This window comes from Georhizobium profundi, assembly GCF_003952725.1.
Taxonomy (GTDB): Bacteria; Pseudomonadota; Alphaproteobacteria; order Rhizobiales; family Rhizobiaceae; genus Georhizobium; species Georhizobium profundi.
The window spans coordinates 1,774,032-1,795,861 of the sequence record NZ_CP032509.1; the positions used below are offsets into that span (position 1 = coordinate 1,774,032).

At 63.4% G+C, this 21,830-nt stretch carries 17 protein-coding genes; 16 read left to right on the forward strand and 1 reads right to left on the reverse strand.

The window, feature by feature from the left end; translation table 11 throughout:
- The first annotated feature begins 22 nt into the window (after positions 1–22).
- The 16 genes from mraY to D5400_RS08350 all read left to right on the forward strand — a co-directional run bounded on the left by mraY (position 23) and on the right by D5400_RS08350 (position 19,784).
- On the forward strand, positions 23–1,126 hold the full coding sequence (mraY, locus tag D5400_RS08275; RefSeq protein ID WP_126009434.1) for a phospho-N-acetylmuramoyl-pentapeptide-transferase: 1,104 nt from the start codon (positions 23–25) through the stop codon (positions 1,124–1,126).
- A gap of 3 nt (positions 1,127–1,129) precedes the next feature.
- On the forward strand, positions 1,130–2,542 hold the full coding sequence (murD, locus tag D5400_RS08280; RefSeq protein ID WP_126009436.1) for a UDP-N-acetylmuramoyl-L-alanine--D-glutamate ligase: 1,413 nt from the start codon (positions 1,130–1,132) through the stop codon (positions 2,540–2,542).
- Position 2,543: 1 nt separating this feature from the next.
- Positions 2,544–3,701, forward strand: a complete 1,158-nt coding sequence (gene ftsW, locus D5400_RS08285) for a putative lipid II flippase FtsW (RefSeq protein WP_126009437.1) — start codon at positions 2,544–2,546, stop codon at positions 3,699–3,701.
- 23 nt (positions 3,702–3,724) lie between these two features.
- Positions 3,725–4,843, forward strand: a complete 1,119-nt coding sequence (murG, locus tag D5400_RS08290; protein ID WP_126009439.1) for an undecaprenyldiphospho-muramoylpentapeptide beta-N-acetylglucosaminyltransferase — start codon at positions 3,725–3,727, stop codon at positions 4,841–4,843.
- Positions 4,840–6,252 (forward strand): UDP-N-acetylmuramate--L-alanine ligase, encoded by a 1,413-nt coding sequence (murC, locus tag D5400_RS08295; protein WP_126009441.1) that lies wholly within the window; start codon positions 4,840–4,842, stop codon positions 6,250–6,252. The genes murG and murC overlap by 4 nt, the downstream gene beginning before the upstream one ends.
- A complete protein-coding gene (gene murB, locus D5400_RS08300) occupies positions 6,249–7,223 on the forward strand; it encodes a UDP-N-acetylmuramate dehydrogenase (RefSeq protein ID WP_245451483.1) in 975 nt (324 codons plus the stop codon). The genes murC and murB overlap by 4 nt, the downstream gene beginning before the upstream one ends.
- A gap of 237 nt (positions 7,224–7,460) precedes the next feature.
- Positions 7,461–8,387, forward strand: a complete 927-nt coding sequence (locus D5400_RS08305; RefSeq protein WP_126009444.1) for a D-alanine--D-alanine ligase — start codon at positions 7,461–7,463, stop codon at positions 8,385–8,387.
- Positions 8,375–9,301, forward strand: coding sequence for a cell division protein FtsQ/DivIB (locus D5400_RS08310; protein WP_164527823.1), 927 nt, complete (start codon positions 8,375–8,377; stop codon positions 9,299–9,301). The genes D5400_RS08305 and D5400_RS08310 overlap by 13 nt, the downstream gene beginning before the upstream one ends.
- The gene (ftsA, locus tag D5400_RS08315) at positions 9,298–10,623 is read left to right on the forward strand and encodes a cell division protein FtsA (RefSeq protein WP_126009448.1); all 1,326 of its coding nucleotides are present in this window, start codon (positions 9,298–9,300) and stop codon (positions 10,621–10,623) included. The genes D5400_RS08310 and ftsA overlap by 4 nt, the downstream gene beginning before the upstream one ends.
- Before the next feature lie 53 nt (positions 10,624–10,676).
- Positions 10,677–12,371 (forward strand): cell division protein FtsZ, encoded by a 1,695-nt coding sequence (gene ftsZ / locus D5400_RS08320; protein WP_126009450.1) that lies wholly within the window; start codon positions 10,677–10,679, stop codon positions 12,369–12,371.
- Between the two features lie 274 nt (positions 12,372–12,645).
- On the forward strand, positions 12,646–13,599 hold the full coding sequence (gene lpxC / locus D5400_RS08325; protein WP_126009452.1) for a UDP-3-O-acyl-N-acetylglucosamine deacetylase: 954 nt from the start codon (positions 12,646–12,648) through the stop codon (positions 13,597–13,599).
- Between the two features lie 140 nt (positions 13,600–13,739).
- Entirely contained in the window at positions 13,740–14,612 is an 873-nt protein-coding gene (locus D5400_RS08330; RefSeq protein WP_126009454.1) for an outer membrane protein assembly factor BamD, read from the forward strand.
- A 91-nt stretch (positions 14,613–14,703) separates the two neighbouring features.
- Positions 14,704–16,371, forward strand: a complete 1,668-nt coding sequence (gene recN, locus D5400_RS08335; protein ID WP_126009456.1) for a DNA repair protein RecN — start codon at positions 14,704–14,706, stop codon at positions 16,369–16,371.
- A gap of 83 nt (positions 16,372–16,454) precedes the next feature.
- Positions 16,455–18,584 carry an NAD-dependent DNA ligase LigA gene (ligA, locus tag D5400_RS08340; RefSeq protein ID WP_126009458.1) on the forward strand — a complete coding sequence of 710 codons (2,130 nt, stop codon included), beginning with the start codon at positions 16,455–16,457 and terminating at the stop codon, positions 18,582–18,584.
- 163 nt (positions 18,585–18,747) lie between these two features.
- Entirely contained in the window at positions 18,748–19,482 is a 735-nt protein-coding gene (locus tag D5400_RS08345; protein WP_126009460.1) for an AzlC family ABC transporter permease, read from the forward strand.
- Complete coding sequence (locus D5400_RS08350) at positions 19,482–19,784, forward strand: AzlD family protein (protein WP_126009462.1); 303 nt, start codon at positions 19,482–19,484, stop codon at positions 19,782–19,784. Before D5400_RS08345 ends, D5400_RS08350 begins: the two co-directional genes overlap by 1 nt.
- 104 nt (positions 19,785–19,888) lie before the next feature.
- Here the strand turns inward: D5400_RS08350 and D5400_RS08355 are convergent, their stop codons facing one another.
- Positions 19,889–21,718, reverse strand: a complete 1,830-nt coding sequence (locus D5400_RS08355; protein ID WP_126009464.1) for an aminopeptidase P family protein — start codon at positions 21,716–21,718, stop codon at positions 19,889–19,891.
- Positions 21,719–21,830 lie beyond the last annotated feature (112 nt).

A 21,830-nucleotide genomic window follows, 5' to 3' on the forward strand; every position in this document is an offset into this window, starting at 1 on the left:
AGAGGCAAAGGACGACACACCCATGCTGATGTGGCTTGTAGGACTGGCGGATGAACTGCAAGTCTTCAATCTTTTCCGCTACATAACGTTCAGAACGGGTGGATCGCTCTTCACCTCGGCTCTGATCGTCTTCCTGTTCGGACCCCGAATCATCGCCTCGTTGCGCATCCGCCAGGGTCGCGGCCAGCCGATCCGTGCCGACGGTCCGCAAACGCACTTCAAGAAAGCCGGCACGCCCACCATGGGCGGGTTGATGATCTTGTCAGGCATCATTGGTGCGTCGCTGCTTTGGGCGGACCTGTCGTCGATCTACGTGCTCGTCACGCTGATCGTGACGATCGGCTTTGGCGCGATCGGCTTTTACGACGACTATCTCAAGGTGACGAAGCAGTCCCATATGGGGTTCTCGGGCAGGGCGCGTCTCGGCATCGAGTTCGTCATCGCCGGCATCGCGGTCTACTTCATCATGCGCACGACGCTTGCATCGACCGCCGCCGACAGCCTGACCTTCGGGTCCTCGCTCGCCTTTCCGTTCTTCAAGGATTTCTTCCTCGATCTCGGGCTCTTCTTCGTCGTCTTCGGTGCGTTCGTGATCGTGGGCGCCGGCAACGCGGTGAACCTGACCGACGGTCTCGACGGTCTTGCCATAGGCCCGGTGATGATCGCGGCAGGCGCCTTTGGCGTGATCGCGTATCTCACCGGCAACGCGCTGTTTTCAGACTATCTGCAGATCAATTTCGTGCCCGGCACGGGAGAGCTTGCCGTCGTGCTCGGCGCCGTCATCGGGGCAGGGCTCGGCTTTCTCTGGTTCAACGCGCCGCCCGCCGCCATTTTCATGGGCGACACGGGATCGCTCGCGCTTGGCGGATTGATCGGCACGGTTGCCGTCGCCACAAAGCACGAGATCGTCATGGCGATCATCGGTGGCCTTTTCGTCATGGAGGCCCTGTCGGTCATGATCCAGGTCGGCGTCTTCAAGCTCACGGGCAAGCGCGTCTTCCTCATGGCGCCGATCCACCATCACTTCGAGAAGAAGGGTTGGACGGAAAGCCAGGTCGTCGTTCGCTTCTGGATCATCGCCATCATTCTGGCCCTTGTCGGCCTTGCAACGCTGAAGCTGCGCTGAGCCATGATCGCGGCCACCACATTCACTGGTCAGAAGGTTGCACTGTTCGGTCTCGGCGGTTCGGGCATCGTCACCGCCCGCGCCCTCGTCGCCGGTGGAGCGAACCTCGTTGCGTGGGACGACAATCCGGAATCGGTGCAGCGGGCGCGTGACGAGGGCATCGTCACGCATGATCTGCGCGAGATCGACTGGTCCGAAATCGCATCCTTCGTGCTCTCGCCCGGTGTGCCGCTCACCCATCCAAAGCCGCACTGGAGCGTGGACCTTGCCCGCCAGGCGGGGGTCGAGATCATCGGCGACATCGAAATCTTCTGCCGCGAACGACGTGCAAGCCAATCGAATGCGCCGTTCGTCGCCATCACCGGCACGAACGGCAAATCCACCACGACGGCCCTGATCGCGCATATTCTTGCCTCGAGCGGCCGCGACACGCAGCTTGGCGGCAATATCGGCACCGCCGTGCTGTCGCTCGATCCGCCCGCGGCGCACCGTTTTTTTGTCGTCGAATGCTCCTCCTATCAGATCGACCTGGCGCCGAGCCTCGATCCGACAGCCGGCATCCTTCTCAACCTGTCGCCTGATCATCTCGATCGGCACGGCAGCATGGAAAATTACGCGGCGATCAAGGAACGGCTCGTTGCCGGTTCCGACGTTGCGATCGTCGGTGTCGACGACGATTTCTCTGCTGCTATTGCAGAGCGGATCGGGACGTCCGGGGCTAAGCTCGTGCGGATCTCAAAGGAGCGCGCGCTGGCCGATGGCCTGTTTGCGCAATCGAACCGCATCGTGCAGGCGGGCAGCACCGACGAGCGCACGATTGTCGATCTTGCAGATCACCCGACGTTGAAGGGTGCCCACAATGCCCAGAACACGGCAGCTGCCATTGCCGCTTGCCTCGCCGTCGGCCTGAGCGAGGCAGAGATCGAGGACGGCATCCGCACCTTCCCGGGCCTCAAGCATCGCATGCAGCCGGTCGGCCGCCGTGGCGCGGTCGTCTTCGTCAACGACTCCAAGGCGACGAATGCCGATGCGGCGGCGCCAGCGCTGTCGAGCTTCACCGACATCCACTGGATTCTGGGCGGCCTGCCGAAGGCGGGTGGCATCACATCACTGCAGCCGTTCTTCAGCCGGATATCCAAGGCCTATCTGATCGGTGAGGCCGCGCCCGATTTTGCCGCCACTCTGGGCGAGGCCGTGCCCTACGAAATCTCGGGCACGCTCGATCTCGCCGTCACTCATGCCGCGCGCGACGCTGCTGAGAGTACCGCCGGCGCGCCGGTCGTGCTGCTCAGCCCGGCTTGCGCAAGTTTCGATCAGTACAGGAATTTCGAGGTTCGCGGCGATGCGTTCGTCGCGGCCGTAGCTGGTCTCGACGGTGTCGAGATGCTGGTGCCTTTCGCCAAGGAGAGCGACTGAGATGGTAAGCCGAGCGGAACGGGGACTTGTTGCCGACTGGTTCTGGACGATCGACCGCGTGTTCCTGATCGCGTTCGTTCTCCTGATGGCGCTCGGATTCATGCTGTCTTTCGCCGCCAGCCCGGCGGTTGCCGAGCGCATCGGCCTGGATAGCTTCTACTTTGTGAAACGCCACGCGGTGTTCCTGCTTCCCACGCTTGCCGTGATGATCGGCGTTTCGTTCCTGACGCCGAGACAGGTGCGACGAGCGGCACTTGTCATCTTCGGCATCGCGACGCTGATGATGGTGCTTGCTCTTTTCATCGGCGTGGAAGTGAAGGGCTCGCGGCGCTGGATTTCGCTTTCGGGCATTTCGATCCAGCCATCGGAGTTCATGAAGCCGGCATTCGTCATTCTGTGTGCGTGGCTCTTTTCCGAGCATAGCCGGCGGCCGGAAATTCCCGGCAATCTCTTCGCGATCATTCTTTTCGGCATCATCTCCGCATTGCTGCTGGCCCAGCCCGACCTTGGACAGACCGTTCTGGTGGCGGCGATCTGGGGCGGCATGTTCTTCATGGCCGGCATGCCCTGGTTCTGGATCATTCTGTTCGGCGTCGTCGGCGTCGGCGGCATTCTGGGCGCTTACACGGCATTCCCGCACGTGCAGGGCCGTATCGATCGCTTCCTGACCGGCGAGGGCGACACCTATCAGGTCGACACCGCCCGCGAAGCCATCATTCGCGGCGACTGGTTCGGCCGTGGTCCGGGCGAAGGCACGATCAAGCGAATCCTGCCCGACAGCCATACGGACTTCATCTTCGCGGTGGCGGCGGAAGAGTTCGGCATCATCTTCTGCATGGCACTCGTCGTCATCTTCGCCTTCATCGTGCTGCGCGGTCTCACCCATGCCAGCCGCGAGCGTGACGATTTCACCCGGCTCGCCATCTCCGGCCTCGTGCTTCTGATCGGGCTGCAGTCGCTGATCAACATCTCGGTCAATCTCGAGCTCGCGCCGGCAAAGGGCATGACCCTGCCGCTGATCTCCTACGGCGGTTCGTCGATGATCGCCGTAGCGATCTCCGTCGGGTTCCTCCTGGCGCTGACGCGCCGCCGGCCGGAAAAACGGTCGTCCGAGCGCAGCCTTTACGGAGATTTCGGCTTCCGCGTGCCGGCCGAATAGCCAAGACCTGAAGGGATCGCTTCTTGAGCAAACTGTTTCTGCTTTCGGCCGGGGGAACCGGGGGACATCTTTTTCCGGCCGAGGCGCTGGCTCATGAGCTGAGACGCCGCGGCCACCGGGTCGACCTCGTGACCGACACCCGCGCAGAGCGGTTCGCCGGACAATTCCCGGCCGATGCGGTGCATGTGGTTCGCTCCGCAACGATCGGTTCGCGCAACCCGATCGCCGTCGCAAAGTCGGTGATCACACTGGTCAAGGGCGTCGGCGAGGCCAAGCGCCTGATCAACCGGCTGAAACCCGCGGCCGTGATCGGCTTTGGCGGATACCCGACGCTGCCGCCGGTGTATGCCGCCACGCGGCTCGGAGCGCCGACCTTGATCCACGAGCAGAATGCTGTGATGGGCCGGGCCAACCGGCTGCTCGCGCCGCGGGTGGATGCGATTGCGGGCGGCTTCCTGCCGGAAGAGGGGCCGCATTCGGCACGAACCGTCACGACCGGCAATCCCGTCCGCCCCGCCGTGATCGAAGCTTCGCAGGTGCCTTATCGACCGTCTGGGCCCGGTGAGCCCTTCAATCTCGTCATTTTCGGCGGCAGCCAGGGCGCCAGCTTCTTCGGCGAGGCGCTGCCGGCCGCCATCGAGAAGCTCGCACCGGATCTGCGCGCACGGCTGGCCATCACCCAGCAGGCGCGGGCGGAGGATGCGGACAAGGTCGTCGCGGCTTACCGCGCGCTTGGCATCACGGCGGAAGTGTCGCCGTTCTTTTCCGACATGGCGGCGCGGATCGCTGCCGCGCATCTCGTCATCAGCCGCTCTGGCGCGTCGACGGTGTCGGAGCTCGCCGTCATCGGTCGACCGGCCATCCTCGTTCCGTATCCGCACGCACTCGACCATGACCAGGCCGCCAACGCGGCGGCCCTCATGGCGAAGGGCGGCGCCGAGGTCATCCAGCAATCGGCACTCGACCAGCCGCGGCTGACCGGCCTGATCGCAAATGCCATGAGCGAGCCTGCCAGGCTTGCGGCCACGGCTGCCAGCGCCAAGGCGACCGGCCGGCCGAATGCCGCCGCCTTGCTCGCCGATCTTGCAGAGGCTATTGCGGGCCGCATGAGCATCGGAAAATTCAAGGAAAACCGCGCATGAAGATGCCGCAGACCATCGGCCTCGTCCATTTCGTCGGCATCGGCGGCATTGGCATGAGCGGTATTGCCGAAGCGCTTCATACGCTTGGCTACAGCGTGCAGGGCTCCGACCAGTCCGAAAGCGCCAATGTGGAGCGCCTGCGCAAGAAGGGCATTCCGGTCAGCGTCGGACACGCGGCTGAAAATCTCGGCGACGCCGAGGTGCTGGTGGTGTCGACGGCGATCCGAAAGGACAATCCGGAACTGGTTGCGGCGCGCGAGAAGCTGCTGCCGATCGTGCGCCGCGCCGAAATGCTCGCCGAACTGATGCGCTTCCGCAACGCAGTCGCGATCGGCGGCACGCATGGCAAGACCACGACGACCTCCATGGTCGCCGCCTTGCTCGACGCCGGCAATCTCGACCCGACCGTCATCAATGGCGGCATCATCAACGCCTATGGGACCAACGCCCGCATGGGGGCAGGCGACTGGATGGTGGTGGAAGCCGACGAGAGCGATGGCACGTTCCTGAAGCTGCCCGCCGACGTCGCTGTGGTTACGAATATCGATCCCGAACATCTCGATCATTACGGATCGTTCGAGGCGGTTCGCGCGGCCTTCGCGCAGTTTGTCGAGAACGTGCCGTTCTATGGCTTCGGCGTCATGTGCCTGGATCATCCGGAAGTGCAGTCGCTCGTCGGAAAGATCGAGGATCGCCGCGTCGTCACCTATGGCGAGAACCCTCAAGCCGACGTGCGCTTCCTCAACCACCGCATGGACGGCCCGGTCTCGGTGTTCGACGTTCTGATCCGCCGTCGCAAGACCGGCGAGACGATCGACATCCGCGACCTGCGTCTTCCGATGCCTGGCCGTCACAATGTGTCCAATGCCACGGCGGCGATCGCCGTCGCGATCGAACTCGGTGTTACGCCGGAGCAGATCAAGACCGGCCTTGGTTCCTTCGGCGGCGTGAAGCGGCGCTTCACCCATGTAGGCAGCTGGAAGGGCGTGGAGATTTTCGACGATTACGGGCATCACCCGGTCGAGATCAAGGCGGTGCTCAGAGCCGCCAGGGACGCCTGTGACGGCCGCATCGTCGCCATCGTCCAGCCGCACCGCTACACGCGCCTGGCGAGCCTCTTCGACGATTTCGCCGCATGTTTCAACGATGCCGACACGGTCATCCTCGCTCCGGTCTACACGGCAGGTGAGCAGCCGATCGAGGGCATCGATTCCGCCCATCTGGCACAGCGCATGAAGGCCGGCGGGCACCGCGACGTGCGCCTGATCGAGGCGCCGGGGGAACTGGCAGCCATCGTGGCTGCGACGGCCTCGAAAGGCGATTACGTGGTGTGCCTTGGCGCGGGCTCAATCACCTATTGGGCGGCTGCGCTCGGAGGTGAGCTCGCAGCATTGTCCGGAGACGCATGATGCAGCATCCCCAGCACGGTGCGAAGCTTCTGGAAACGCTCGGTCCGATCTTTGAAGGCCTTCGCGGCCGCGTGACCCCCGATGCGCCGATGGACAAGATCACCTGGTTTCGGGCGGGGGGTACGGCCGATCTTCTCTTCCAGCCGGCCGACTGGGATGATCTTGCCGCGTTCCTGAAGGCGCTTCCCGAAGACGTGCCGCTGATGGTCGTCGGCATCGGCTCGAACCTCTTGGTGCGCGATGGCGGCATTCGCGGCGCCGTCGTGCGACTGTCTGCCAAGGGCTTCGGTGACATCGAACAGGTGGGCGAGACGCGGCTGAAAGCGGGTGCGGCCTCGCCGGACAAGCGCGTCGCGGCAGCGGCCCTCGACGCCTCGATCGGGGGCCTGCATTTCTACCACGGCATCCCGGGCGGCATCGGCGGCGCGCTCAGGATGAACGCTGGTGCGAACGGCGTGGAAACCAAGGATCGGGTCGTCGAAGTGCACGCGCTGGATCGGCAGGGCAACGTCCATGTGCTGAGCAATGCCGACATGGGCTACAGCTACCGCCACAGCGGGGCGGCCGACGATCTGATCTTCACCCATGCGATCTTCGAGGGCTACGCGGCCGACCAGACGGTCATCCGTGCCGAGATGGATGCGGTCCAGCATCACCGAGAAACGGTGCAGCCGATCCGTGAGAAGACTGGCGGCTCGACCTTCAAGAACCCGCCTGATTCGTCGGCCTGGAAGGAAATCGACCGGGCAGGTTGTCGTGGTCTGACGATCGGCGGCGCGCAGATGTCGCCGATGCACTGCAACTTCATGATCAATACGGGGCAGGCCAGCGGCTACGACCTGGAATTTCTCGGCGAGACCGTTCGCGCGCGCGTGGCGCAAACGAGTGGCGTTCGCCTGCATTGGGAAATCCGCCGTCTCGGTGAATTCGCCGATGGCCGGGTGGTAAAGCCCTTTCTCGGCGCCGAGTAGGTCCTCGATCTCGCACGCTGGAACGTTCGACCGACGCCCCTTTGAAATCACATGTGATTCCAGGGGGCTCCATGTGGGGTTGTCACGGAATCCCCGTTCTGATTCCTTGGGATCAAGCACATTCGTCACTGAGTCGCGGCATGACGTCGCCAAGGTTTGCTGGTCCGGGGCTGGCTGCCTTGTCGCGCGCGGTTTCGGTGCGTCCTGTGCTTTGAGGGATGATCAGAGGGGATCAGTATGTCGAAAGGCCACGTGGCCGTTCTTATGGGCGGGTTCTCCTCGGAGCGACCGGTCAGCCTGTCGTCGGGTGCCGCCTGTGCGGATGCGCTCGAAGGCGTCGGCTATCGCGTGACCCGCATCGATGTCGATCGCAATGTCGCAAGCGTTCTTCACGAGTTGAAGCCCGACGTCGTCTTCAATGCCCTGCACGGGCCGTTCGGCGAAGACGGAACGATCCAAGGCATCCTCGAATATCTGCAGATTCCCTATACCCATTCCGGCGTGCTCGCTTCCGCGCTCGCCATGGACAAGGATCAAGCCAAGAAGGTCGCCAAGGCCGGCGGCGTGCCGGTTGCCGAATCCCGCGTGATGGATCGCCACGACATTGGCTCGAACCATCCGATGAAGCCGCCCTATGTGGTGAAGCCGGTCAATGAAGGGTCGAGCTTCGGGGTCGTCATCGTGCGCGAGGGGCAGACCCATCCTCCGCAGGTCATCGGTTCGTCGGAGTGGAAATATGGCGACCGAATCATGGTGGAGCGATTCATCGAAGGCCGTGAATTGACCTGCGCCGTGATGGGCGATGTGGCGCTTGGGGTGATCGAAATCATCCCGCAGGGCCACACCTTCTATGATTTTGATTCCAAATACGTACCCGGCGGATCAAAACACGAATACCCCGCAAAAATTTCACCAAATATTTACCAAAAAATACAGACATTGGCGCTCAAGGCACACAGGGCAATCGGGTGTCGCGGCGTCAGTCGATCAGACTTCCGTTACGACGACCGATTTTCCGAAGAGGGCGAGGTCATCTGGCTGGAGGTCAACACTCAGCCTGGCATGACACCAACCTCGCTGGTGCCCGAACTCGCCCAGCATGCAGGGCATGACTTCGGCGAATTCTTGGCCTGGATGGTGGAGGACGCATCTTGTTTGCGTTGATCGGTAAACGTGCGTGGAGGAGTTCGGCGGCGGTTGCGGCTGCGTCGGCCCGTGTCGTTCCGGTACTGCCGCGCCCCTTTCGCCGGGTAGTGCGCTATCTCGAATCGCCTGCGCTTGAAGAACTTGCGATCCCCCGTCACCTGGGATCGGTTCTCGCGCTGGTGTTCCTCGGTTCCACGCTCGTCTATGGCACCGTCGTCGGCGGGCACGGCCCCGCAGTCGTCAATGACGGCACGGCCGCGCTCGGCTTTGCGATCGATAACGTCACCGTCGAGGGCAATGTCCAGACGTCCGAAATCGATATTCTGACGACGCTCGGCCTTGATGGTGCGACGTCCGTCATGGCGATGAATGCGGCTGATGCGCGGAATGCTCTGCTTGAGCTTCCCTGGGTCCGCGACGCCCAGGTTCGCAAGGTCTATCCGGACGGCGTGACGGTCGAAGTCAAGGAACGGCAGGCCTTCGGGATCTGGCAGAACGGCAAGGACCTGTTCCTGATCGAGCGGAACGGCAACATCATCACCCCGATGAACGATGCCCGCTTCAACATGCTGCCGCTGTTCGTCGGGCTCGGCGCCGATTCAGGTGCTGCCGGCTTCGACAAGATGCTTTCCGAGCATCCCGATCTGCAGCGGCGCATGCGCGCCGCCGTCCGCGTCGCGGAGCGCCGCTGGGACCTCTATTTCCGCAACGGCATCGTGGCTCGGCTGCCCGAGCGCGGCACCAAGGAAGCTCTGGCGACGCTTGCCGAACTCGACCGTACCGAAGAAATCCTGTCGCGCGACATCGCTGCGGTGGATCTGAGGCTTTCCGACCGCATCGCCATCCGCCTGACGCCGGATGCGCTCGAGCGCCGGCAGGCAGCGTGGGAAGAGCGCAGCAAGGCATTGAAGGCGATGGAGCGGCGTACATGAGCATCTTCGGGTCCAGCTCCTTCGGCGTCCCGCGCATGCGTCCGCTCTCGGCCAAGCGCACGACCACGGTCTCGGTGCTCGACATCGGATCATCCAAGGTCGTGTGCATGATCGGCCGGCTGACGCCACGCACGGAAAGCCAGCTTCTGCCAGGCCGTACGCACCGGATCGAAATTGTCGGCATCGGCCATCAGAAGTCCCGCGGCATGAAGGCCGGCGTCATCGCCGATCTCGACGCGGTCGAAGGCGCAGTGCGGCTGGCGGTCGACGCGGCCGAGCGCATGGCCGGGCTGACGGTCGAATCGCTGATCGTTAACGTTTCGGCGGGCCGACTGAAGAGCGACACCTACTCGGGCTCGATCGATCTCGGCGGGCACGAAGTCAATTCCGCCGATCTGCGGAAGGTGCTCTCGGCAGCGGCGCAGAAGTCGGCGCTTGCCGATCGCGGCGTCATCCATTCGCTCCCGACCCTCTTCACGCTCGATGGCGAGCGCGGCATCGAAGATCCTACGGGCATGTTCGGCGATCGTCTGTCGGTCGATATGCACATTCTGTCGGCTGAACGCGCGCCGCTGCGCAATCTCGAGCTTTGCATCAACCGCGCCCATCTCTCCGTCGAGGCCATGGTCGCGACGCCCTATGCCAGCGGCCTCGCTGCGCTGGTCGACGACGAGGCCGAGATGGGCTGCGTCACGATCGATCTCGGCGGCGGCACGACCACCATTTCACTGTTTTCCGAAGGCCGGCTCGTGCATGTCGATGCCATCGCGCTCGGGGGCCATCACGTGACGATGGACCTTGCGCGCGGCCTGTCCACGCGGGTCGAAGATGCAGAACGTCTGAAGGTCGTGCACGGCTCGGCCGTCACAACCTCCACCGACGACCGTGATGTGGTGAGCATTCCTCCGATCGGCGACGATGAACGCGACATGCCCACGCAGGTTCCGCGTGCTCTAGTCGTCAAGATCGTCCGTGCACGGGTAGAGGAAACCTTGGAGATGATTCGCGATCGCTTGCAGAAATCCGGCCACAGCGGCGCGGTCGGCAAGCGCATCGTCCTGACAGGCGGCGCAAGCCAGCTGACGGGAATGGCGGACGTGGCCAGGCGTATCCTCGCCCGCAACGTGCGCATCGGCCGTCCCATGGGAGTCGCGGGTCTTCCCGCGGCGGCCAAGGGCCCGGCCTTCTCCACCGCGGTGGGGCTAATGATCTATCCGCAGGTTGCAGGTCTCGAAGACCATGCTTCCGGCAGGGCCGGCTTTGTCGGCGAAGGAACAGGTACGATCGCCCGTATGGGGCGGTGGCTTAAAGAGAGTTTTTAATCAGGGCTTTGGCCAAAGCGGCGTTTGGCCGAAAACGGAAAGGATCGGGTGCCATGACCATCAAATTGCAGAAGCCGGACATCACCGAGCTGAAGCCACGGATCACCGTTTTCGGTGTCGGCGGCGGCGGCGGCAATGCCGTCAACAACATGATCAATGCAGGCCTTGAGGGCGTCGACTTCGTCGTCGCCAACACCGACGCGCAGGCGCTGTCGATGACCAAGGCCACGCGCATCATCCAGATGGGCGTTGCAGTGACCGAAGGCCTCGGCGCGGGCTCGCGTCCGGAAGTCGGCCGCGCTGCCGCCGAAGAGTGCATCGACGAGATCGTCGATCACCTGAACGGCACGCATATGTGCTTCGTCACCGCCGGCATGGGCGGCGGCACCGGCACCGGTGCTGCTCCGGTCGTCGCGCAGGCTGCCCGTCAAAAGGGTATTCTGACCGTGGGCGTCGTTACGAAGCCCTTCCACTTCGAAGGCGGCCGCCGCATGCGCGTTGCCGATGCCGGCATCGAAGAGCTGCAGGCTTGCGTCGATACGCTGATCGTCATCCCGAACCAGAACCTGTTCCGGATCGCCAACGAGAAGACGACCTTCGCCGACGCCTTCGGCATGGCCGACCAGGTGCTCTATTCGGGTGTCGCCTGCATCACCGACCTCATGGTCAAGGAAGGCCTCATCAACCTCGACTTCGCCGACGTTCGTTCGGTGATGCGTGAGATGGGCAAGGCGATGATGGGTACGGGCGAAGCATCCGGCGAAGGCCGCGCCATGGCCGCTGCCGAAGCTGCGATCGCCAACCCGCTGCTCGACGAAACCTCCATGAAGGGCGCACAAGGGCTGCTGATCTCGATCACCGGCGGCCGTGACATGACGCTGTTCGAAGTGGACGAAGCAGCGACCCGCATTCGCGAAGAAGTCGACCCGGATGCCAACATCATCCTCGGCGCGACATTCGACGAAGAACTCGAAGGCCTCATTCGCGTGTCGGTCGTTGCCACCGGCATCGACAAGGCTGCAGCCGAAATCGGCGGTGGTCAGGCCGGACAGCAGCGTCAGGAAGTGCGTCCCGCCCAGCGCGTTGCCGCACCTCAGGCTGCCCAGCCGGCTGCTCCGCGTGCGGTTGCCCCTGCGCCGGTCCAGCATCAGCCCGCACCGGTTCGCGAAGTGGTGTCCGAGCAGACGCTTGCAGCCTCGCTGAAGTCTGCCGAAGCGGAAATCGAGCGCGAACTGCGCATCGAGCCGATCGCGCAGGCCGACGACTTCGTGCCGCAGAGCCGCCTCTTTGCAAACGCACCGCAGCCAGAAGCTCCGGCACCGCGTCCGATGGCTGGCTATCATGTTCCGCCGACGCCGCGTCCTGTCGAGGCTCCGGCTCCGCAGGCGATGGCTCCGGTCGAGCCGGCACGCATGCCGCGGGTCGAAGACTTCCCGCCGGTCGTTCAGGCCGAGATGGAGCATCGCCAGGCTCCGCGGACCGAGCCTGCTGCCGACGAGCGTGGCCCGATGGGCCTTCTGAAGCGCCTGTCGAACAGCCTTGGCCGTCGCGACGAGGAAGAAGCACCGCGTGCAGCGCCCCGTGCGCCGGCCGCAGAGGAGCGTCGCAGCCTGTCGCCAGAGGCGAGCCTCTACGCTCCGCGTCGTGGACAGCTCGATGACCAGGGCCGCGCGGTTCAGGCCAAGCGCGTTTCCCAGGACGACGACCAGCTGGAAATTCCGGCCTTCCTGCGCCGTCAGGCCAACTGAGTCGCGCCACACTATCGCCTTCCGGCAGCATCCTTCTCTGATGCTGCCGGAAGGTCTCCATCTCGCAAGTCATTGGAAAAGAATTAGAATTCCGACCAGACGGGTTGCAAGATTTCGAAACAATCCGTGATTTTGCCGGCCTGAGCCTCGCCCGTATCTTCCGCATCCACCGGGAGGCTGGGGCTGACGAACGTTCGAACTGCGTGAATGCCCTTGGGACTACAGACGATCGAACCGCGAAGGGATCGATCGCGACAACGCAGCGGGCAATTTTATGATTTCAATTTCTTCCGGCAACCAGACCACAATTGCGCACCACGTCTCGCTTTCGGGCATCGGTGTTCACAGTGGGGCCGAAGTGACCGTTCGTCTTCACCCGGGTGACATCGACAGCGGCGTGATCTTCCGCCGCGTCTTTGCCGACGGCCGCCGAGAAGACATTCGTGCGGTGTCGTCGAAGGTCGTCGCGACGGATCTCTGCACCGTCATCGGCAGCGCAAGCGGCGCGACCATCGGCACGATCGAGCATGTGATGGCAGCGATTGCCGCTCTCGACGTGGACAACATCATCATCGAAGTCGACGGCGCCGAAATGCCGATCATGGACGGTTCGGCCCGGGCGTTCGTCGAAGCCATCGACGAGGCTGGGATCGTCCAACTGGAGGCACGCCGCCGTTTCATTCGCGTGCGCAAGCCCGTGCGTGTCGAGATGGGCGGGTCCTGGGGCGAATTTCTGCCGCATGGAACGACGCGCTACGAGGTCACGATCGACTTCGACAGCGCCGCGATCGGCCGTCAGGTGTGGGCAGGAGACGTTACCGCTGGCGTGTTTCGTTCCGAACTCGCCCGTTCGCGCACATTCGGCTTCATGCGCGACGTGGAAAAGCTGTGGGCCGCCGGCTTTGCGCTCGGCGCATCGCTCGAGAATGCCGTGGTGGTCTCCGATGATGACAGCGTCATCAACGCTGAGGGTCTGCGCTACTCCGACGAGTTCGTGCGCCACAAGACGCTGGATGCGGTCGGTGATCTGGCTCTTGCCGGCGCGCCGATCATTGGATGCTTCCGCTCCTATCGCGGCGGACACAAGCTGAACGCGATCGCACTGAAAGCGCTGCTCGACGATTTGTCCGCCTACGATATCGTCGAAGCGCCGTCGGCCGGGGCTCAGCGCTTTCGCAGGGCGGATCTGGTTGCGGTATCGCCCTCATTTGCACCATGGGCGCATTAGTCGTAGCGCCAAATCGCTGCCGTCACAAAAATGCGCCAATATCGGCACAGTTACGGGCCGGCTCAGGCATTGAGGCCAGCGGCGAATGCCGCTAGAAGGCCAAGGTTCGCATTGGACATCTTGAAAGGGTTTTGGCGCGCATGACAGTCAAGGTTCGGCAACAGTCCGGGAGCTCGCTTGCGAGAAGCGCGGCGCTTGGTCTTCTGGTCGCCGTCGCGGGCGTCGCTGCAGGCTGCCAGACGGAACCCGATATCGATATCACCGCTCTTGCGAGCGACATCGATCCGCCGGATGTTCTCTACAACCAGGGCCTGGCGAACTTGCAGGGCGGCCGGCTGACAGAGGCTGCGCGCAAGTTCGAAGCGATTGATCGCCAGCATCCCTATTCGGAGTTTGCCCGGCGTGCGCTCGTCATGAACGCCTTCGTCAAGTATCGCCAGGGCGACTATGACGAGGCGGTGAATGGTGCGAGCCGCTATCTCAGCCTCTATCCAGGCGATCAGGATGCTGCCTATGCGCAGTACATCATCGGCCTGTCCTATTTCCGCCAGATCCGCGACGTGACGCAGGACCAGCGCGATTCGGCCCGCGCCATTCAGGCCATGCAGGCCGTCGTCGATCGTTATCCCGACTCAGAATATGTCGAGGACGCTCAGGCCAAGATCCGTTTCGCCCGCGACCAGCTCGCCGGCAAGGAAATGCAGGTCGGCCGCTACTATCTCGAGCGCCGCGAATATGTCGCCGCCATCAACCGCTTCCGCAACGTCGTCGAGCGATATCCGAACACGCGCCAGGTCGAGGAAGCGCTCGCCCGTCTCGTCGAAGCGAATTACGCGCTCGGCCTGACCGACGAAGCGCAGACGGCTGCTGCAGTGCTTGGCCACAACTATCCGGATAGCCAGTGGTATGCGGATTCCTACGCATTGCTGCAGACCGGCGGGCTGCAGCCGCGTGAAAACACCGGCTCCTGGATTTCACGGGCCGGCGCAGCCCTTATCGGCCCGGATGCTTGATCTTCGGAACCCACCGGCCCAAGAAGGGTTTGGTGGGTTCTTCGTCTGCTGATCGTTCATCCGTTTTTGCCGACTCCCCGAGCGAAGGTTCATGCTGGCACAGCTGTCGATTCGCGATATCGTTCTGATCGAGCGGCTCGACCTGAACTTCGAGCGCGGCCTGTCCGTGCTGACCGGGGAAACCGGCGCAGGGAAGTCCATTCTTCTCGACTCCCTTTCGCTCGCACTCGGCGCGCGCGGCGATGGCAGCCTTGTGCGCCAGGGTGCCGAACGCGGCCAAGTGACGGCCGTCTTCGATGTCGGGCAGGATCATCCAGCGCGCCAGCTCCTGCGTCAAAATGGTCTCGATGACGATGGCGACCTGATCCTGCGGCGCATTCAGAGTGCCGATGGCCGCACGCGGGTTTTTGTCAACGACCAGCCGACCAGCGTCGCCACCATGCGCGACATAGGCCGGTTGCTTGTCGAAATTCACGGTCAACACGATGATCGCGCTCTGATCGACACGGACGGGCACCGGCTTCTTCTCGATGCCTTCGGCGGACTGACCGGCGAGGCCGAAGCGCTTGCCGGCCTCTATCGGCGTTGGCGCGATGCTGTCCGAGCGCTCGATATCCATCGCGCCAAGGTCGATGCCGCGGCCCGTGAGGCGGATTATCTGCGCGCCGCCTTTGCCGAGCTCGATCAGCTGTCACCGCTTGACGGCGAAGAGGACGAACTGGCCGGTCGCCGGGCGGACATGATGAAGTCCGAGCGTATTGCCAGCGATATCAAGGAAGCAGAAGACGTGCTTTCGGGGCAGGGGTCTCCCGTGCCGCTCCTGAGCTCGCTCGTGCGGCGGCTCGAGCGCAAGTCTCAGGAAGCCCCGGGGCTGCTTGAGGAAACCGTGCTGGCACTCGATGCGGCGCTTGCAGCCCTTGGTGAGGCTCAAATGGCGATCGAGGCCGCCATGCGGAAGGCGGACTACGATCCGGCCGAACTGGAGCGCACCGAAGAGCGGCTGTTCGCGCTGCGTGCTGCAGCCCGCAAGCATAATGTTCCCGTTTCCGAGTTGCCGGCGCTCGCCCAGCGCATGATGGACGATCTCGCCGATCTCGATGCGGGCGAGGAGAAGCTTCAGCATCTGGAAGCGGCGGTCATCGAAGCACGGGCGCTGTTCGACACGGCAGCACGCTCATTGTCGGAAAAACGCGGCCACACGGCCAAGGCACTCGCGGCTGCCGTGATGGCCGAGTTGCCGGCCCTCAAATTGGAGCGCGCCGAATTCCTCATCGAAGTCGACAGTGATCCGGAGAAACCGACGGCTGACGGTATCGATCGGGTCGAGTTCCAGGTGCGCACCAACCCGGGCACGCGCGCGGGTCCGATCATGAAGGTTGCCTCCGGTGGCGAGCTCTCCCGCTTCCTGCTTGCGCTGAAAGTGGCGCTTGCCGACCGGGGATCGGCACCGACGCTGGTCTTCGATGAAATCGACACCGGTGTGGGCGGCGCGGTCGCCGATGCAATCGGCCAGCGTTTGCGCAGGCTGGCGGGTCAGGTGCAGGTGCTTTCGGTGACGCACGCGCCGCAGGTGGCTGCACGTGCCTCGACGCATCTTCTGATCGCCAAGGGGCCGAACGATTCCAACGCCATTGCGACGCGTGTCACCAAAATTGACGCCGATGGCCGCGAGGAAGAGATCGCCCGCATGCTGGCCGGCGCCACCGTGACGACGGAGGCGAGGGCGGCAGCGGCACGCCTGCTGTCGGAAAACGCCTGAAGCTTGAGACGGCGAGGGCTGTTTTCGCGGCCTGACCTGCCATATGGAATGGGCGTTTAGACCTGTCAGTGGAGCGCCAGCAGATGCCGACCTCGTTCGATCCCAATGTCCGCAAGACCCCGGTCGACAAGATGGACGAAACCGAGGCTGCCGAACTTCTCCAAAGCATCTCGGCCGAGCTTGCCGAGCACGACAAGCGCTATCACCAGGAAGATGCCCCGGTCATCTCGGATGCGGATTACGATGCGCTGAAGCAGCGCTATCTCGCAATCGAAGCTGCTTTTCCGCATCTCAAGCCCGTCGAGGCGCCTTCCGACAAGGTGGGCGCGGAGGCGGCATCGGGCTTCGGCAAGGTCGTCCACCGCGTCGGCATGCTGTCGCTCGACAATGCGTTTTCCGACGAGGACGTGTCCGATTTCGTCGAACGGGTGCGGCGATTCCTGCGCATCGGTGCCGACACCGAACTGACCTTCACGGCCGAGCCGAAGATCGATGGCCTGTCGCTCTCACTGCGCTACGAAGACGGTGAGCTGGTCACGGCTGCCACGCGCGGCAACGGTGCCGTTGGCGAAAACGTCACGGCCAATGCCCGCACGATCAAGGACATCCCCACTACGCTGCCAAAAGGCGCGCCGTCCGTGCTCGAAGTGCGTGGCGAGGTCTATATGACGCGCGATGATTTTGTCGCGCTCAACCAGCGCCAGGCGGAACTCGGCAGGCCGACCTACGTCAATCCGCGCAACACGGCTGCCGGGTCGCTGCGCCAGCTGGATGCGTCGCTTACGGCCGAGCGGTCGCTCAAATTCTTCGCCTATGCCTGGGGCGAGGTGCTGCCCGGGCTGCCAGCCGATACCCAGTATGCCATGGTCGAAACACTGGCCGACTATGGCTTCCACACCAACGATCTGATGCGACGGCTCTCCACCGTCGAGGACCTGCTGGAGCACTATCACGCCATAGAGCGGGTGCGCGCCGAACTGCCCTATGACATCGACGGCGTCGTCTACAAGGTGGACGAGATCGCGCTGCAACAGCGGCTTGGCTTCGTGTCACGCTCGCCGCGCTGGGCGATCGCGCACAAATTTCCGGCCGAGAAGGCCTTCACGATCCTCAACGCCATCGACATCCAGGTCGGCCGCACCGGCGCGCTGACGCCGGTCGCACGGTTGGAACCGGTCACCGTCGGCGGCGTGGTCGTGACAAACGCGACGCTCCACAATGCGGAAGAGATCGCCCGGCTCGGCGTCAAGATCGGCGACACGGTCGAGATCCAACGGGCCGGCGACGTCATCCCGCAGGTGTTGCGGGTCGAGAAGAGCCCGGAAGACGCGGTGGCATTCGAGTTTCCGACCATTTGCCCCTGTCACCTGAAGACGCCGATCGTGCGCGAAGAGACGGCTGGCGGCGTCGAGGGCGTGGTGCGCCGGTGTTCGGGCGAATTTGCCTGTCCCTATCAGCGCAAGGAGCATCTGAAGCACTTCGTGTCGCGCAAGGCGTTCGACATCGATGGCCTCGGCGAGAAGCAGATCGAGTATTTCTTCGATGAGGAGACGCTCTTCGTTCGCCAGCCTGCGGACATCTTCACGCTGAAGGCGCGTGATGCTGCCGAAGATCTGCGCAAGCTCAAGAACCGCGAAGGCTATGGCGCCACATCGGCGCAGAAGTTGTTCGATGCGATCGAAGCGCGCCGCACGGTGCCGCTCGAGCGGCTGATCTTCTCGCTTGGCATCCGGCATGTGGGGGAATCGACCGCGAAGACGCTCGCGCGCGCTTACGGAAACTGGGACGGGTTCCAGCAGGCCGCGCACGCGGTTGCGGCAGGGGACGCGCAGGCACGCGAAGAGATGGACGCTCTGGACGATATCGGCCCCGCCGTCATCGACGCCGTCGGCCGCTTTTTCGGCGAGGCGCACAATGTCGCGATGGTCGACGCGCTCGTCGCGGAACTCACCGTGGAAGAGGCAGAGAAGCCGCAAAGCGATTCTCCTGTTGCCGGCAAGACAGTGGTCTTCACGGGTGCTCTGGAGCGGATGACGCGCGACGAGGCCAAGGCGATGGCCGAACGGCTCGGCGCCAAAGTCGCCGGATCGGTCTCCGCGAAAACCGATCTTCTGGTGGCGGGCCCGGGCGCTGGATCGAAGCTGAAAAAGGCGCAGGAACTGGGCGTAGAGACGACCGACGAGGATGGCTGGTTCACGCTGATCGGCGCCTAAGAACTGGCATCGTTAGCATCAGCAATATGCAAGCGAGCGTCAGGCCTTTTCATTTGACTTGACCATGGCGACGGAAAGATAGTGCGCATGCTCACGGCTATGCGCCGTTTCGGGGTTTCACCGATGAAACTTCGCCTCCGCTGATACTCTCGATCGGACCATCATGACCGTCTCGTTCAAGCGCGATTTCCTCGCCGGTATGCGTCAATGCGTTCCGGTGGTGGTAGCCGCCGCACCCTTCGGCCTCCTGTTCGGAGCGCTTGCCGTCGACAACGGTTTGACCGTCGGCGAGGCGGTGCTGATGAGCGCGACGATCTATGCGGGCGCCAGCCAGATGGTCGGCATCGATCTCTTCAATGGATCGGCCGCGCCCTGGCTGATCGTTCTGTCGATCTTCGCGGTTAACTTCCGCCACGTTCTGTATTCGGCAGCGGTCGGGCGTCGCATCAGCCACTTCTCGCTGTGGCAGAAGGCGGTTGCGTTCTTCCTGCTCATCGATCCGGTCTATGCCGAGACCGAGAGGCGCAGCGAAGCGGGCAAGTCGATGACCTTCGCCTGGTATCTCGGGATCGGCCTGCCGGTCTATCTGTCCTGGGTGGCGGAGGGCTATCTCGGCGCCGTCTTCGGCGGCTTGATCGAAAACCCCGAAGAATTCGGCATCGACTTCCTTCTGCCGCTTTACTTCATGGCACTCGTGCTCGGGTTTCGCTCGCGCAAGAACTGGCTGCCGGTGGTGCTTGCGAGCGCGCTCGGATCGATCGCTGGCTTCCATTTCATCGGCTCGCCCTGGCACGTCTCGATCGGCGCGATCATCGGCATCGCGGTTGCGGCGATCATCGCGGACACGCGGCCGCCACAGAACATGAAAGCCTCCGTCGGCAGCGAGGCTTCCCGGTGATGGACGGCTTCAGCGTCAATGTCTGGATCATCCTCGCAGCCGCGCTCGCGACCTATGCGACGCGGATCGGCGGTCATCTGATCCTGTCGCGGTTCGAACGGCTGCATCCGCGCGTCGAGGCAGCGCTCAATGCGGTTCCGGCAGCCGTTCTCACGACGCTCTTTGCGCCGGCCGCGGTCTTCAACGGCACGGCAGAGGCCCTGACCATGGCGGTCGCGATCCTCATCGGACTGCGCCTGCCGATGCTGGCGACCGTCTTCATCGGCACGGCGATCGTGGTGGCACTGCGCGCCTTAATGTGATTTCGCTTATCTTTGATAAGCTCAATGACATCAAGTTTCTGATCTGGCGCGTTTCCGACGGTGAACCGTTATCCACTTCACCTAGAAACGCTTTGATCGGCTGATCAGAGCGGCGCTGTCGCAGCGTCGAGCCAGGCCCGGTCTTCCGCGCTTTCCAGCATCGGCGTGAGTTCGTGGCGAACGCGGGCGTGGTAGGCATTCAGCCAGGCGTGCTCCTCTTCCGTCAGGAGCGTTGGTTCGACGAGCCTGCGGTCGATGGGGCAAAGTGTTAGCGTTTCGAAGCCGAGCATCGGCTTGTCGCCGCCCTCGATCGCGCGAGGCTCGTGGACGTAGATCAGGTTCTCGATGCGGATGCCGAACGCGCCCTCGCGGTAGTAGCCGGGCTCGTTGGACAAGATCATGCCAGGTAGAAGAGCCTGCGTGCCACGCCGCGAGATCGATTGCGGGCCTTCGTGCACCGACAGATATGACCCGACGCCGTGGCCGGTGCCATGGCCGAAATCCGCCCCTGCCTTCCAGAGCGCGATGCGGGCGAGCGGATCGAGCTCACTGCCCTTGGTGTTTTCGGGAAAACGCGCCACCGAGATTGCGATCATGCCCTTCAGCACCAGCGTGAAGAAGCGCCGCATCTCATCCGTCGGCGTACCGATCGCCACGGTGCGGGTGATGTCGGTCGTGCCGGAGACATACTGACCGCCGGAATCAAGCAGGAACAGTTCGCCGGCCTGGAGCTTGCGATTGGTCTGCTCGTTGACGCGGTAGTGGATGATCGCGCCGTTCGGCCCCGCACCCGAGATCGTTTCGAACGAGACATCTTTCAGCGGCAGCTGGTGGCTCTGGCCGATCCGGCTACGGGTCGCTTCGAGTGTCTTCGCAACCGTAATCTCATCGAGCGAGCCCGGCTGCTCGCGGTCGAGCCAGGCAAGGAACGTGACCATCGCCGCGCCATCGACGAGATGTGCGCGCTGTGATCCGGCAATTTCCACTGTGTTCTTGACTGCACGGGGCAGGCGGGCAGGATCTGAATCTTCCACCAATCGACCGCCTGCTTCGGTGATGGCGGTGGCAATCGCCTTCGGTGTCAGAGCCGGATCGACGAGAACCTTGGCGGCGCTTCTGCCGAGGCTGCCAAGCGCAGCGGCAAAGCCCTCCGGCGCCTTCAGGTCCGACAGTTGCGTGAGATAGGCCTTCTCCTCGATACGGAGCTTAGCGTTCTCGATGAAGAGCTGCGGGCGCTGTCCAGGCTGGAAGATCGCACGGGCAAGGGGATGCGGCGTGTGCGGTACGTCGGCGCCGCGGATATTGAAGGCCCAGGCAACGGAGGACGGATCGGTCATGACGAAGGCATCGGCCTTCTTGGCCGTGACCGCCGCATCGATTTCGGCGATCTTGTCATGCGCGAGCTTGCCGGCATGATCGCGCGACTGGATCGACACCCGGCCGACCGGCAAGGCCGGCCGATCATCCCAGACCGCATCAAGCGGATTGGAGGACACGGCAACGAGCATGGCGCCTGCCGACTTCGCTGCCTTCTCCAGGCGTGCGACTTCGCCTGTCGTATGAAGCCAGGGGTCGTAGCCGATGCGCATGCCGGCCGGGGCGTTGGCAGTGATCCATTCAGGCGGCGGGTTGTCCACGAGGTCCATGGGCTGGAAGACGTCCATGTCAGCCTGAATGCGAACTTGGGTCGTGTATCGGCCGTCGACGAAGATAAAGGCTTCATTCCGGGTCACGACGCAGGCTCCGGCGGAGCCGGTGAAGCCCGTGAGCCATTGCAGGCGTGCTGCAGACGCCGGTACATATTCGCCCTGGAATTCATCGGCGCGCGGAATGATGAAGGCATCGATGCCGTGCCCGTCGAATTTTCCGCGCAGTCTCGCAACGCGATCTTTTCCTGTTTCCGGCGACGAGAGCACGGAGAAATTCTGAAACATGGTCCAACCTTCGACCTGAAATGGCACCCGCCTGCAGGCAATCCGGGCCATCGTTAATATTGCGTTGCAGCATGACTGCTTCGCAGTTGCGATAAATGCAAGGCTCCCATGC